The sequence below is a fragment of the Halobacillus mangrovi genome (assembly GCF_002097535.1).
Taxonomy (GTDB): domain Bacteria; phylum Bacillota; class Bacilli; order Bacillales; family Halobacillaceae; genus Halobacillus; species Halobacillus mangrovi_A.
The window spans coordinates 3,460,839-3,474,134 of record NZ_CP020772.1 but is presented as its reverse complement, the minus strand read 5'-3'; the positions used below and the strand labels follow the sequence as shown (position 1 = coordinate 3,474,134).

14 protein-coding genes are annotated in these 13,296 nt (G+C 43.0%); 7 read left to right on the top strand and 7 right to left on the bottom strand.

Annotated elements, in window-relative coordinates; all coding sequences use genetic code 11:
• Nucleotides 1-77 precede the first annotated feature (77 nt).
• Together HM131_RS17460 and HM131_RS17455 are read left to right on the top strand one after the other, a co-directional pair.
• Complete coding sequence (locus HM131_RS17460; protein ID WP_085030973.1) at nucleotides 78-1,127, top strand: homocysteine S-methyltransferase family protein; 1,050 nt, start codon at nucleotides 78-80, stop codon at nucleotides 1,125-1,127.
• An 86-nt stretch (nucleotides 1,128-1,213) separates the two neighbouring features.
• On the top strand, nucleotides 1,214-1,570 hold the full coding sequence (locus HM131_RS17455; protein WP_198162667.1) for a YidH family protein: 357 nt from the start codon (nucleotides 1,214-1,216) through the stop codon (nucleotides 1,568-1,570).
• A gap of 49 nt (nucleotides 1,571-1,619) precedes the next feature.
• Here the strand turns inward: HM131_RS17455 and HM131_RS17450 are convergent, their stop codons facing one another.
• Both HM131_RS17450 and HM131_RS17445 read right to left on the bottom strand, forming a co-directional pair.
• A complete protein-coding gene (locus HM131_RS17450) occupies nucleotides 1,620-2,051 on the bottom strand; it encodes a YndM family protein (RefSeq protein ID WP_085030972.1) in 432 nt (143 codons plus the stop codon).
• Between the two features lie 325 nt (nucleotides 2,052-2,376).
• Nucleotides 2,377-2,982, bottom strand: coding sequence for a superoxide dismutase family protein (locus HM131_RS17445; protein WP_085030971.1), 606 nt, complete (start codon nucleotides 2,980-2,982; stop codon nucleotides 2,377-2,379).
• 230 nt (nucleotides 2,983-3,212) lie between these two features.
• Between HM131_RS17445 and HM131_RS17440 the strand changes: the two genes are divergently transcribed.
• Nucleotides 3,213-4,274 (top strand): PLL family lectin, encoded by a 1,062-nt coding sequence (locus tag HM131_RS17440; RefSeq protein ID WP_085030970.1) that lies wholly within the window; start codon nucleotides 3,213-3,215, stop codon nucleotides 4,272-4,274.
• A gap of 98 nt (nucleotides 4,275-4,372) precedes the next feature.
• On the opposite strand, the gene HM131_RS17435 is transcribed toward HM131_RS17440, so the two are convergent.
• The gene (locus tag HM131_RS17435) at nucleotides 4,373-5,185 is read right to left on the bottom strand and encodes a CAP domain-containing protein (RefSeq protein ID WP_085030969.1); all 813 of its coding nucleotides are present in this window, start codon (nucleotides 5,183-5,185) and stop codon (nucleotides 4,373-4,375) included.
• Nucleotides 5,186-5,536: 351 nt separating this feature from the next.
• A complete protein-coding gene (locus HM131_RS17430) occupies nucleotides 5,537-6,670 on the bottom strand; it encodes an alcohol dehydrogenase catalytic domain-containing protein (protein ID WP_085030968.1) in 1,134 nt (377 codons plus the stop codon).
• 149 nt (nucleotides 6,671-6,819) lie between these two features.
• Here HM131_RS17430 and HM131_RS17425 point away from each other — a divergent pair, with 149 nt between their 5' ends.
• The 4 genes from HM131_RS17425 to HM131_RS17410 all read left to right on the top strand — a co-directional run bounded on the left by HM131_RS17425 (nucleotide 6,820) and on the right by HM131_RS17410 (nucleotide 10,947).
• A complete protein-coding gene (locus HM131_RS17425; protein ID WP_085030967.1) occupies nucleotides 6,820-7,641 on the top strand; it encodes an ABC transporter permease in 822 nt (273 codons plus the stop codon).
• Nucleotides 7,642-7,662: 21 nt separating this feature from the next.
• Nucleotides 7,663-8,436, top strand: a complete 774-nt coding sequence (locus tag HM131_RS17420; RefSeq protein WP_085030966.1) for an ABC transporter ATP-binding protein — start codon at nucleotides 7,663-7,665, stop codon at nucleotides 8,434-8,436.
• 19 nt (nucleotides 8,437-8,455) lie between these two features.
• Nucleotides 8,456-9,550 (top strand): ABC transporter substrate-binding protein, encoded by a 1,095-nt coding sequence (locus HM131_RS17415; protein ID WP_085030965.1) that lies wholly within the window; start codon nucleotides 8,456-8,458, stop codon nucleotides 9,548-9,550.
• A gap of 161 nt (nucleotides 9,551-9,711) precedes the next feature.
• The gene (locus HM131_RS17410) at nucleotides 9,712-10,947 is read left to right on the top strand and encodes a GNAT family N-acetyltransferase (protein WP_085030964.1); all 1,236 of its coding nucleotides are present in this window, start codon (nucleotides 9,712-9,714) and stop codon (nucleotides 10,945-10,947) included.
• Between the two features lie 39 nt (nucleotides 10,948-10,986).
• Here the strand turns inward: HM131_RS17410 and HM131_RS17405 are convergent, their stop codons facing one another.
• From HM131_RS17405 to HM131_RS17400, 3 genes are all read right to left on the bottom strand, one after another.
• The gene (locus HM131_RS17405; RefSeq protein ID WP_332308743.1) at nucleotides 10,987-12,027 is read right to left on the bottom strand and encodes a flavin monoamine oxidase family protein; all 1,041 of its coding nucleotides are present in this window, start codon (nucleotides 12,025-12,027) and stop codon (nucleotides 10,987-10,989) included.
• Entirely contained in the window at nucleotides 11,999-12,460 is a 462-nt protein-coding gene (locus HM131_RS21285; protein ID WP_332308718.1) for a flavin monoamine oxidase family protein, read from the bottom strand. The genes HM131_RS17405 and HM131_RS21285 overlap by 29 nt, the downstream gene beginning before the upstream one ends.
• Nucleotides 12,461-12,585: 125 nt before the next feature.
• A complete protein-coding gene (locus HM131_RS17400) occupies nucleotides 12,586-13,227 on the bottom strand; it encodes a class D sortase (protein ID WP_085030963.1) in 642 nt (213 codons plus the stop codon).
• Nucleotides 13,228-13,296 lie beyond the last annotated feature (69 nt).

The window sequence follows — 13,296 nt, the reverse complement described above, 5'->3', positions numbered from 1 at the left end:
AACCGAGAATACAAACCCTTCTTCCTTTTGCTGGAAGAAGGGTTTTTCATTATTAAAAAAGAAAGGTGCGGTTGAGGATGAAACGTACATTAGAAGAGCGATTACAGGATGGACCCGTTGTTTGCGGGGAAGGGTACTTATTTGAATTGGAGAGAAGAGGATATTTGCAGGCTGGATCCTTTGTGCCAGAAGTAGCTCTGGATAACCCTCAAGCCTTGAAGCAGACCTATAGAGACTATATGCTTGCCGGCTCAGATGTGGTACTAGCCTTTACGTATAATGGTCACAGAGAAAAAATGAGGATCATCGGCAAGGAAGATCTACTTGAACCGTTGAACCGCCAGGCGATCCGTCTAGCTAAGGAGGTGGCCCAAGAGCATCCGGAAGAAGAAGCGCTCGTTGCAGGGAACGTATCCAACACGAATCTTTTCAATCCAGAAGACGATGATTCAAAAGCAGCAGTAAGAGAAATATTCAGGGAAATGACTGGCTGGTGTAGAGAAGAAGGGGTAGACTTCGTTAACGGAGAGACCTTTTATTACTATGAAGAAGCAAAGATCGCCTTAGAGGAAATTCAGAAGCAAGGCTTGCCTGCGGTCATTACGCTTGGATTGATGAGTGAAAATATTTTAAGAGATGGCTATACCGTTGAAGAAGCATGCCGTCTTCTAGAAGAACAAGGGGCTCTTGTTGTTGGCATGAATTGTTTCCGAGGTCCTGCTACGATGCAGCCTTATATCGAAAAGATTAGAGAAGAGGTTAATGGGTATGTTGGGGCCCTGCCTATTCCATACCGCACTACGGAAGAACATCCGACCTTTTTTAACTTGCCGGACGGCGGATGCTCGTGTTCACTTCCAACGGAGACAACTTTCCCTACTTCGTTAGATCCACTGTATTGCAACCGCTACGAGCTAGCCGAATGGGCAAAAGAAGCGAAAGAGACTGGTGTCAATTACTTCGGACTTTGCTGTGGGGCATCTCCGAGCATGCTTAGAGAAGTAGCAGAGACGGTCGGTAGAGAAACTGTGAACTCTACGTATTCCCCAGACATGAAAAAGCATTTCCTGTTTGGGACAGACGAAACTCTGCAACAACATAACACGAAATACCGTACGAAAGCATAGCTCATGTGAGCGTTTTACGGATACGAGTTCTTCATAAGTGATAAACTGAAAGAAGAAACAATTCGTAAAAGAGGTGAGGACGGGCTATGGAAAAAATGGATGAACAAAAACTGATTCAGCAGCATTTAGCGAATGAGCGGACTTATCTGGCTTGGATTCGCACCGCCATTGCCCTAGTCGGTGTCGGATTTTTAGCAACAACGCTTCACATTAATGGGGCCCAGCAAATGAGCCGATTTGGAGAAAATCTGGCCATTCTTGTCAGCATTGCATCGCTGTTTCTAGGTGTAATGACGATCATTGGCGCAACCATCAATTATTATCAGACAAGGCGTAATATTAATGAAAGCCGTTTTGTGTCCTCACACAGAATCATCGTATTTTTGACTGCTGTCGTCATTTTGCTCGTTATACTCGTTTCCGCTTATCTCACCTTTGTGTAAGCAGAAAACCGAGAAAACAGTTTATTGTTTTCTCGGTTTTTTTGTTCAGTTATTCTTCTTCATCATAAGGGTAAAGCTCTTCAGATGCTTCAGTGCTTAGCTGAGGCGTAGGGTTCACATTTCCACTTCTTTCTTCTTCGCCATCTAAGTTTCTTGCTACAGACTGGTGGAAGAAGTATTCAAAAATGGTCAGCGAAATCGTTGAAATGAGTGTCGCTGCAAAAACATTATCGCCCACGGTTAGTGCATCTGTCATAAAATAAATGACGGCAAAAGTGAGTACAAAATCTGCAATCGTTGCGGTTGTATTGCTGGATCTCGATAGTAGTATCAAATCAACGAGTGCATAGGAAAGAGCTGTTAGCACCAATGTGATTAAAAACACATTACCGAAATTTACATCAAACCCTGCTCCTAAAATGATCCCTAGAATAACTAAACTGAACAAGAATTTCATAGCAATTAATTTCAAGTGATCCACATAGAACACCTCCTGCTTTCCTATCATTTGCAGAGGGGAATAAACTATACCTGCTTTACTTTTTATTTACAATGAATGTGATAATTTGTTTTGTCATGGGCAAAATAAGCAATAGAAAAAGACCCTCAAAAAGAGAGTCTGTCATTTGACTGGCCAAAAGTTGGTTTGAAGCGCTGTTGCTAAAAAAGGTTTTGGCTGCCTTTATCTTTCCTATTCCAATTTTATAAAAGCGTAGGGAGCTGGTGTGCCTTTCCTATTGCTTCCACTGATCGCCATTTTTAAGATGTAAAAGTTTTTGTTTGCCTTTAACAGTTTTTGGGCGTTGCTATTTTTCTATAACTCCACATGCGATTCGTTCGCCTGCATCCCCTGAGGGCTGAGACTTATTATCATCTGCTTTTGAGTGGATCACAAGAGCCGTACCGCCTTCTTTCAATAAGGAGTTTTTCTCTCCTTTTTTGAGAGTAACCTGATCCGCAGTTACTTCTTTTTGAACAGAACCATCTTCACCTGCCTCAATATTAGGGAGATCGCCGGCGTGCGGTCCATCTTCGGACTCTGTCCCGTGACTAACATCAGTAGGATTAAAGTGGCAGCCAGAAGATTTGAAGTCAGGGGCTTCACACGAACCTTTTTCATGAATATGAAATCCATGCATTCCTTCGGGTAAAGAAGAGTCGACTAAATTGATATCTACTCCCTGGTCTTCCTGTTCCAGTTCAGCTGTTCCTACTTCTTTACCATCGCTATCTTTTAACTGTACAGTGATGGTCTCAGGAGGTTTTTCTGAATCTGTCTGTTCCTGATTTTCTTCGCCTGTCGTTGTTTCTTCTTCATTTTCTGAACCTCCAGTACCTTCCTCCGTCGATCCACATGAAACCAGAATAAGCACTAGGAATAATGGGAAAACCCTCAGGCTCCACCGTTTCATCATCATTTCTCCCTTCATAGTTCTTACAGAGTTTTCCACAGATTAATAGAGCGATAAACCTTTCTATGTAAAACTCAATCCATGTTTCTAAGGATAATCCATATGATTCAGGCAATAAGGAGTTGTTCTTCTATGGGAACAACCAGTCTAAAGCGGCCATGTGGTGAGGACATTTTCATTGGTGGATATGCATAAATTGGTATGAAGACTAATAAGGAGGTGGAGAAGTGATGTATCAGCAAGGATATCCAGGAGGTCCGGTTGTCTACCCATACGGTTACTATGACCCTTATGGATATAATAGGACTTATTATCCGACAGCACCGTACGGTTATGACCCTTATCGTCAGTCGTACTATTTTCCTCAACCTTATCCGTATTATATCCAACAGACGGTTAATGCCCAGTATGAGCCCAAGGACTGGAGGGCGAGCTGGAAACGCTGGGAAGATCTCGGTGCACCGCCTAGAGGGTTCGCGGGTTCACCAGCTGTATCCTCATGGGAGCAAAATAGACTGGACTGCTTCGTGCGTGGGAATGATAACCGCATGTGGCATAAGTGGTGGGACGGTTCAAGATGGAAGGAGTGGGAAGATCTCGGAGCACCACGTGGAGGAGTGAGAAGTTCGCCTGGCGCCGTATCATGGGGACCAAATCGCATTGATACATTTGTAAGAGGAAATAACGACCGCATGTGGCACAAGTGGTGGAATGGTTCACGATGGAGTGAATGGGAGGATCTTGGCTCGCCACCACGAGGGTTCAAAGAAGCACCGTCTGTCACTTCCTGGCAGTCCAATCGCTTGGATTGCTTTGTTCGAGGGGATGACAATAATCTGTGGCATAAATGGTGGGACGGTTCAAGGTGGAGAGAATGGGAGAATCTTGGTGCGCCAAGCGGCGGTGTGAGGAGTTCGCCAGGAGCGGTTTCTTGGGGACCCAACCGTATTGACTGTTTCGTTAAAGGACGTAATGACCGGATGTGGCATAAATGGTGGAACGGATCACGCTGGAGCAACTGGGAAGATCTTGGTGCCCCTCGAGGAGGGTTTGATGGCGCACCTGCACCATCTTCCTGGGCAAGGAATCGTATTGATACGTTTGTACGCGGCAGTAATAACCAGATGTGGCACAAATGGTGGAATGGTTCAAGATGGAGCAATTGGGAAGACCTCGGCGCTCCACAAGGCGGCGTGCGTTCCTCGCCAGGGGCAGTCTCATGGGGGCAAAATCGTATCGATTGTTTTGTTAGGGGAAGAAACGATCATCTATGGCATAAATGGTATTCATAACTTAACGTACCCACCGGATCAAGGATTCCGGTGGGTATTATTTTGAATTAAAAAACCCGTCAAGAATAGGTCCTGACGGGTTAATGATGGAATGGCTATTATTTACCGATGAACATTTGAGTCCAGTAGTTTCCGTCCTCTGCATGTCCAACGCCGATGTGAGTGAAGTTAGGGTTCATGATATTTTTACGGTGACCTTCACTGTTCATCCAGCCTTCAACTACTTGCTCAGGGGAAGTTTGTCCCATGGCAATGTTTTCTCCTGCCGTACGGTAATCAATGCCGTATTGCTTCATCATATCGAATGGAGAACCATAGGTTGGGCTGTTGTGAGAGAAATAGTTGTTGTTTTGCATATCTAGAGATTTGTCTTTTGCTACCGCGCTAAGCTCTGTATCTAGTTGTAGCGGCTGAAGGCCTTGCTTTGCACGCTCTTCGTTCGTCAATTCAACGACTTTTTGTTCAAAAGCAGATACTTCTGAGCTTACATCTTGAGTGTTTTCCTCTTTAGGCGCTGCTTCTTCTTGCTGTGGCTGTGCTTCAGGAGCAGGTTCAGCTTCTGCTGGCTGCTCTTGTTTAGGTTCTTCTACTTTAGGTTCTTCCTGCTTAGGTTGTTCTTGCTTTGGCTGCTCTTTCTCTTGCTGTGGTTCAGCAGGAGCAGGTTTCGGCTCTGGTTTAGCGGGCTGGACTTGGAATTGCTCTAGAAGAGATTGAATGTCAACTTGATCGAAGTTTTGACTCTTCAACGCTTCTTCATTTTCAGCGACCCAATCCATTACGCTATCTATTTGAATGTTGTTTTGTTCTACTTTAAAAGATTGGCTATCTCCTGAAGATGCTAGAGAAGTAGCCGGCGCTGCTAGTATAGATAGAGCAAGCGCTCCTGTTACGAATAGTGATTTGCCTTTCATGAAAACTCCTCCTTGAAAAAGTTTGTTTTTTTCAACAACTTCATCCTACCATTGGAATCTCGTAATATTTGAGGATGATTTTGGAAGTGTAAGAGGAGAAGGAGAGAGGAAATAGTCTAGTAAATAGTGAATGTGCGCGCCACTTCTGTATTTTTTATGAGATGTAGAAAAGTGGAAATAATAGAATTGGGTAAGCGGATTTTTCATCTATTAATAAATATTACCAGTATTTCGATATTGACAGGTTTTGAGATTGCCTGGTTTTTTTACATGTGTGACACAGGTGTTACAAAGTTTCATTGAGCTTAACAAAGAAAAGCCTCATCTAAAATGGACGAGGCTTTTTCTTAATTATGGTTTTAAAATCACTTTGATATTTCCATCTTCTTTTTTATCAAAAATGTCGTACCCCTTTGCGGCATCCTCAAGATTCATGCTATGGGTGATGATATCTGTAGGGTCGAACTCTTTATTTTCAATCATGTCATAAAGCTCCAGCATGAGGTGAATCACAGGGGCCTGCCCCATTTGCAAGGAAACGTTCCGAGTGAAGAAATCCCCTAATGGGAAACCGTTCGCCTCTGTTCCGTACACTCCTGTCAATTGGACCGTGCCGAATTTTCTAACCGCCTGGGAAGCAGTCTTGATCGGGCTTATGGTGCCGAACTGATTATCGAACTCCGATCCAAACGATTCATCTGGAGGAACGGTACCGTCCATTCCAACACAGTCAATGACTACATCAGCCCCGCCTTTAGTTTCCTCGTGCAATAGCGAGCCGATATCTTCATGTTCTTTGAAATTGAAGATTTCCGTATGGTTTGTGCGTTTGGCATGATCTAGACGATGGTCAACCTGGTCGACAGCGATGACGCGCTCAGCACCCTTCAGTTTGGCAAACTTCTGGGCCATGAGCCCGATCGGTCCGCTGCCGAGAATAACAACTGTATCTCCTCTTTTCACTCCACTGTGTTGGACGCTCCAGTAGGCTGTTGGAATGACATCTGATAAGAAAAGAACACTTTCGTCATCGAGCTCACTTGATTCCGGAACCTTGAAAGAGGTGAAATCAGCATATGGAACGCGTAAGTATTCGGCTTGACCTCCTGGATATCCTCCGTTAATTTCCGTGAATCCGAATAATCCTCCCACTTCACCGTGAGGATTGGACTCATCGCATTGGCTTTCCATCTGGTTTTTACAAAAGAAACATTCACCGCAGCCGATATTAAATGGAATTACCACACGGTCGCCTTTTTTCAAAGTCTTCACATCTGGACCGACCTCTTCGACGATGCCCATTGGTTCGTGACCGACCACATAATCTTCTTTCGGTTCAATTCCTCCTTTATATAGGTGAAGATCAGATCCACATATTCCGCTTGCAGTTATTTTAACAATCATATCGTTATTTTCTTGAATTGAAGGGGTTTCGACTTCTTTCACAGCCATGTTTTCTTTGCCTTGGAAAGTGACACCTTTCATTATGCTCACATCCTTTGTTGATAGTATAGTAGTATAATTCCTTTATTTGGTAGATTTAAACTTATGATCATTCCACTGTTTCTTCCTAACCGTACACTTTCACACTTCTAGGCACCCGCACATATGATTGGCAATAGAGGTGGTGAAGCATGAACAATAAAGGACAAAATCGTGTCCGCGATCCTTTTGCAATTGAACAAGAAGAATGGAAAAATCGCCAGCTTAAAAACAGGCTTAAACAGCTGCTGACCATATCATCGCCGATTTTTATCTTAATTCTCTGGGAATTCTTATCACGAACTGGCTTAGTCGACGCCAGGTTTTTCCCACCGCCTACGGAAATCGTAGGAACATTCCTTTTTATGGGGACCAGTGGAGAATTATTTGATCACATCGGAATTTCTCTATTCCGTATTTTTGCTGGATTCTTATTAGGTGTCATTCCGGCAATCATTCTCGGATTATTAATGGGGCTTTACTCTCCTTTGAGACATTTCTTTTCTCCGTTGATTATGGCTTTGATGCCTATTCCGACTTTGGCGTTATTGCCGATCATCCTTATTTTATTCGGAGTAGGTGAAGTATCTAAAATCGTTACGATCGCTGGAAGTGTATTTTTTCCGGTCATTATTAATACAGTGGCGGGTGTCGTTAACATTGACCGGATTTACTTAGATGTCGCAAAAAATTATGGAGCTAATTCACGGGACTATTTCTTTAAGATTGCGCTTCCTGGATCCCTGCCTGTCATGATTGAAGGTATTCAAATGGGGCAGGCGATTGCGCTATTAACAATTGTAGCGGCAGAAATGATGGGAGCAAACTCTGGAATCGGGTTTTTGATATGGACCTCATACAAAGCCTTCCTGTTGCAGGAAATGTATGTCGGGCTTGTGTTGATTTCCTTTTTCGGCTACCTCTTTTCTCTCATATTACGTGGATTTCAGACAAAATTATTGCCCTGGAAATAATGACGGATGGGAGGGGAATAGATGGATACTAAAATTTCGATTCGCGGTTTGACGAAAGTTTTTTATAAAAAAGGAAGCAGTGTGACAGCCCTTCAAGACATAAATATGGATATTAAGGATGGCGAATTTGTTTGTATTCTTGGTCCTAGTGGCTGCGGAAAAACGACATTGCTTAGGATCTTGGCAGATCTGGAGAGTAAGAGTATCGGTGATTTTACCATCACTCGTGGAGAGAAGGATCGACCGCTGCAGTCTATGGTCTTCCAGGAGCGCGGGGTCATTCCTTGGCTGACGGTAGAAGAGAACGTAGCATTTGGACTAAAAATGCGTCATTTACCTAAAGATTTTGTAAAAGAACGGACGGCTTACTATTTATCTAAGGTAGGGCTGGACCGGTTCGCCAAGCTTTATCCAAAAGAACTTTCTGGAGGGATGAAGCAGCGTGTCAGTATTGCTAGAGCATTTGCGAATGACCCAGAGATTCTTTTAATGGATGAACCGTTTGCTGCATTAGATGAGCAGAATAAATTTATTCTGCAAGAGGAATTGTTGAACATTTGGTCAGAAACGAAAAAGACTGTGCTTTTCATTACGCATAGCATAGATGAAGCCCTGCTTTTGAGTGATCGCATTTTATTAATGAGCTCTCAGCCTGGGAAGATCGTAGAAGAATTGGTGGTCGATATGCCAAGACCGAGGAAGATGGAGGAAGTGAGAGCGGACGCCAATATGGCAGCCCGTTTCGTTCAAGTTTGGAAACACCTTCAAGATGAAGTGCAAGGGTCACGGGTTTAGGAAGAAAGGAGACTACGTGATGAAAAAAGCTTATCTGCTATTTCTCATTCCTTTGTTTTTATTTGGGTTAGTGCTAAGCGGCTGTGGTTCTGGGGCCTTAGAGCAAAAGGATACCCTGGCTAATGATGAGGTCAGCGAAGATAACCCTAGCGGTGATTTAGCTCCACTGGAGAAAAAGACTACCGTCGTCATTGCGGAAGACGGGGCAGCTTCAGGGGCTGGATTTTATATCGCGAAGGAAAAAGGATATTTTGAGGACTACAATATAGAAGTGAAATTCACTCAGTTTGCGAACAGTGACGATATGCTGCCAGCTTTGGCAGCAGGTGAAGTTGACATTGCGGGAGGAGTATCTACCGCGTCTTTCTTTAATGCGATTGCCCAAGGAATAGATGTGAAGATTATTGCCGATAAAGGTCACTACTTTGACGGGAAATCCTATTTCTCGTTTGTAATACGTGAGGATTTAGAAGAAGAAATTCAATCATACGAAGACTTTGAAGGCAAGAGAATAGCCGTTTCTTCCAGAAATGCTGTGGATGATTATATTTTCCAGCGAATGCTTGAACACGCAGGATTGACTGAAGAGGATGTCGAGTTTGTTCTTATGTCTGATTTTGGAAATATGCTTGCAGCGATGGGGAATGGTTCGATTGATGCGGCTTTACAAATTGAACCGCTCATAACGCAAGGGGAACAGCAGGGTCTTCATAAGCGCTTCGGTGATGCGACTGACTTTGCTCCAGAAGCCCAAATTGCCATGGTACTTGGCTCCCCTTCATTTATTAATAAAGAGACGGATGTGTCGTTAAGGTTTATGGCGGCTTATTTGAAAGGTGTCCGCGACTACAACGATGCATTTGTTAAAGAGGAAGGTAAAGATGAAATCATTGAGATTATGACCAAACACACTGCACTGAAGAACCCAGCGATCTGGGAGAAAGTATCCGTGACAGGTCTAGATCCGAATGGCAAGATGTTTATCGAGGATATTAAGAAACAATATGACATGTATAAGGAAAACAATGCCATCCGTGGCAACCTTGATTTTGAAAAAGCTATCGACACGTCAATGACCGAAAAGGCCGTTGAAGTACTAGGATCCTACAAATAAAGAAACACCGCCTTTCTATATAGGAAAGGCGGTGTTTTTATATGTAAAAATCTGTCACCTCAGGTCATCCAGATTCTGGATGACCTGAGGTGACAGATTTCGGAATTTTTGATGTATAATCCAATTAGAGGACTATTAAGTATTAGGAAGGAGTGCAGAAAGTGAGAAGGTTTGAAGAAATGAATGATTTTAAGACATTTACGGAGATATCCAGCCGCTGTTATCCTGGTATGAAGTTAAATTCAAAGGAAGATAAGGAGCGTTATCAAGATCACAGAGAGAAGATGAATCAAGAAGATAATATCCGTCATATCGCTCTTTATGAAAATACCGATATGGTAGGTGGCTATGTAGAATACCAGCATGTGCTGAACTTGTATCAACAGAAAATCCCCACAGCTGGTATCGGGACGGTGGCTGTGGATTTGCCGTATAAAAAACAAGGTCATGCGAAAGCCATCATTCAAAGATTTATTGAAGATGCACGTGAGGAAGAGCGATCTCTTGTGCAATTGTATCCGTTTCAGCCGGCTTTTTACCGGAAAATGGGTTTTGGCTTGGGACCTGCGCTCCATACTTTTCGGTTTCATCCCTCTCAACTTCCACCATTCCCAACAGTGGATCCCGTCTCTGTTCTAAACGAGAATGATAAAGAAGAGGTTAAAAAGTGTTATAAGAGTTGGGCGAATCAAACTCATGGCGCATGTCAAAAAGCAAATTATGAGTTCAAATTCTTGGGCTTAGAAGACTACCATGCCGCTGGTTTTAAAAGAAAAGGTCAGATAGAAGGTTATCTTGTCTACCAATTTGAACAGCAGGCAGGTGATCATTTTCTCCAAAATGATTTATATGTGATAGATTTTATCACGATATCACAAGAGGCTTATCAATCTCTTATTCATTACTTACATATCCAAAAGGACCAAGTGCGTTCTATTAAAATGCCCACGTTTAACGAGCAATTTTCCTTCTTACTACAAGACCCATGTCACACAGATGAAGAGCTGCTATATCGTATTTACCATAAAACAAGTGAACAGGGACATGGCCTGATGTATCGCATCGTCGATGTTCCTTTGTTTATGAAGTCCTTGGAGTCGCATTCATTCGGGGATGAAACGGTTAAGATCGGCTGGAAGATTTCCGATACGTTTATGGATGAAGAAAATTATTATGTGTACCAATATACTAAGGGGCATCCTAGTCTTGTTGAAGAAAAAGCGGACATCGATATTCATATTGGAATTGCTGAATTTTCCTCGCTTATGATGGGGAGTGTCACTCTTGAAGGACTGATCAACGTCGGCTATGCAAGAACGGTAGACAATCAGCACTTTGAAAAGGCTAATCGATTATTCCAAAATCCAACGAAACCTCAATGCTGGACTTTTTTCTGAGCATACACAAAGACCGCTGAATCAATCAGCGGTCTATTATTACGAGCGTTTATTCATTTCCATTGCTGCTCTTACGCCGGATTGTATAGCTCCTTCAATCCAACCGTGAAAATCAGAGGCATGCTCTCCAGCGAAATGAATTCTTCCTTCAGGACGTTTAATGATTTCCGGAAAACTAGCTGCCTGGTTTGGCTTGAATAGGGTGAAACAGCCAGCCGAATAAGGGTTTTGGCTCCAGCTGAAGGTAGCAGCATTCAAGAATTCATCGTATACTTCTTTCCCGTGAACTTTGGCAAGGTCCTGCAGAGCTTGATTTATTCGTTCCTGTTCAGGGAGGGAATTCCACAATTTAGCATTCTCTCCCCAGCTGTAACTCGCTAGAACAACCCCAGACGATTTTTCTGCACTAGAAGGGCTAGGGGTATAGGTGAAGCGATTTGGAAAATCTGTTAAAAGGTTTGCCCCTTTTAATCCTGCTTCCTCCCAAAATCTACGTTTAAATTCGATTCCAACTTTCACTGCTGCAACATAAGGGAGTTCCCGGATCGCTTTCCACTTGTCAAAGGAGAAGGTCTGATACGGATATACCTCTATGAATTGAAAGACAGAAAAAGGGAGGGTGAGGATAAGAAAATCGCCTGTGAACGTATGAAACTCATTTGTTTTCATATTACGTGTTTGAACTGTCACTTGGTTGTGTTGGTGGATAATCCTAACAACTTTCTCATCGAAATAAATGTTGGAGCTTAAATCATTTAAGAACGATTTAGGAAGCTGGTCGTTTCCACCGGTGATTTCATAGAATTTCAAATCCTCATTAAAGACAGTTTGGATAATATCAAACCAAGTATTTGTAAAGGACAGCTCAGCGAAGCCTTCGATTCCGAGCATAACTTTGACTAACCTTATCGCATTTGGAGACAGCGAAGGACCAATGGGGTTAAATCGCAAGAAATTCTCAATGGAGTACCGGTCAAACCTTTGGACTAATTCCTGCTGTTGTTCTGGAGAACTAGACCGATAAAGGTTCAGAAATGGTTGGACGGCTGCTTTAAGTAATTCTGCAGTTTCCTCTTTCATTAGGTTCAAGAGGAAACTGCAGAATATCAGGGTTCTTTTCGTAAATTTCACGTGTCGTTTTTACACCGTTCACAAATAATAGATCTTTTTTAGAGGTGTTAAGAAACCGATTCGTCGGTAACTGAAATTTTTTTATATATTCAAACACTATGTGGTGAGTATCTGGAATCCTCATAGCCCCAAAATCAAGATAGGCTCCTTGAGAAAAAGGTTCTCTTTTTGTAAAGACCCTTCCATCAACGCGGTTATTGGCTTCAAGAATGGTGACTTGATGACCGGCTTCTTTTAAGAGGGAACCAGCTACAAGACCTGCCATACCTGCTCCTATAATAAGGACCCTTTTTGGGTCTGTGGATTCACCTATACCTTGTCTTATGACAGACACCATTATTTCTGGATACTGATCCCTAAAATGAGGCATATGAGAATACATCGGCTATTCCCCCTTCACACCTCATATGTACGCTCCGTAGAGGGAATAAATTCCACCTCAGGTCATCCAGTAAATGGAATTTAAGCGTACAAAAAAACTGCATCTGCTAAGATACAGTTTTGCTGTTATTTTTTCAGTTTGGCCTGAATGATGTATCTATCCGGGGCATCACCAAAAAACTCAAATGGATAGCACGTTGTCAAAGTAAGCGTCGCCTCGTCTTTCTCGACAATGACCGAACGATCCTGTGCATCAGTTACCCAAGTCTTTTCCACTTCGTAATCATAGGAACTATCGTTATAGTTAACGGTCAGCACATCGCCCTCTTTTACATCCCCGAGTCCTGTAAAGACGGTTTCACGGTGTCCGCTTAACACGGTATGACCCTTTTCCAAGTTTGGTACCGTGGTCCATTCGCTGACGTACATTCCGACTCCGCGGTTTAATGACTGATCATCTGTACCCCAGAACACTTCAAACTGTTTCTCAATAGCTGGAATTTCGAGTGAAGCCATTTTTGCGCCTTTATCAAACTCGTAGTCAAGAGTGCTTACAGGTTTAGATGGTGCTGTATGTAGGTTGTCTGTCTTTGGTAAATCCTTATCTTGTGTTTGTACATTTTGTACATTCTTTTCGTCAGCCGTAGCATTTACTTTTTGGCTTTGCGCCAGGTCAGACACTGATTGTTTCCCCATATACCATTGATAACCACTCCAGCCTGTGATGAGTAAACCAAAAGCAAGCACGAACGTTCCGATCCATTTCATAGGATTCACCTTCCTTTTCTAAAAAAGAGGGCAGGCATATTGCCCGCCCGAGTGGGGATGATAGCCAAA

What these genes read in the sequence shown, in the direction of transcription:
- HM131_RS17415 (WP_085030965.1), top strand. Translation starts at nt 8,456, where the DNA reads ATGAAAAAAGCTTATCTGCTATTTCTCATTCCTTTGTTTTTATTTGGG.
- HM131_RS17430 (WP_085030968.1), bottom strand. Translation starts at nt 6,670, where the DNA reads ATGAAAGGTGTCACTTTCCAAGGCAAAGAAAACATGGCTGTGAAAGAA.
- HM131_RS17405 (WP_332308743.1), bottom strand. Translation starts at nt 12,027, where the DNA reads ATGAAAGAGGAAACTGCAGAATTACTTAAAGCAGCCGTCCAACCATTT.
- HM131_RS17455 (WP_198162667.1), top strand. Translation starts at nt 1,214, where the DNA reads ATGGAAAAAATGGATGAACAAAAACTGATTCAGCAGCATTTAGCGAAT.
- HM131_RS21285 (WP_332308718.1), bottom strand. Translation starts at nt 12,460, where the DNA reads ATGTATTCTCATATGCCTCATTTTAGGGATCAGTATCCAGAAATAATG.
- HM131_RS17445 (WP_085030971.1), bottom strand. Translation starts at nt 2,982, where the DNA reads ATGAAACGGTGGAGCCTGAGGGTTTTCCCATTATTCCTAGTGCTTATT.
- HM131_RS17420 (WP_085030966.1), top strand. Translation starts at nt 7,663, where the DNA reads ATGGATACTAAAATTTCGATTCGCGGTTTGACGAAAGTTTTTTATAAA.
- HM131_RS17435 (WP_085030969.1), bottom strand. Translation starts at nt 5,185, where the DNA reads ATGAAAGGCAAATCACTATTCGTAACAGGAGCGCTTGCTCTATCTATA.
- HM131_RS17440 (WP_085030970.1), top strand. Translation starts at nt 3,213, where the DNA reads ATGTATCAGCAAGGATATCCAGGAGGTCCGGTTGTCTACCCATACGGT.
- HM131_RS17460 (WP_085030973.1), top strand. Translation starts at nt 78, where the DNA reads ATGAAACGTACATTAGAAGAGCGATTACAGGATGGACCCGTTGTTTGC.
- HM131_RS17400 (WP_085030963.1), bottom strand. Translation starts at nt 13,227, where the DNA reads ATGAAATGGATCGGAACGTTCGTGCTTGCTTTTGGTTTACTCATCACA.
- HM131_RS17425 (WP_085030967.1), top strand. Translation starts at nt 6,820, where the DNA reads ATGAACAATAAAGGACAAAATCGTGTCCGCGATCCTTTTGCAATTGAA.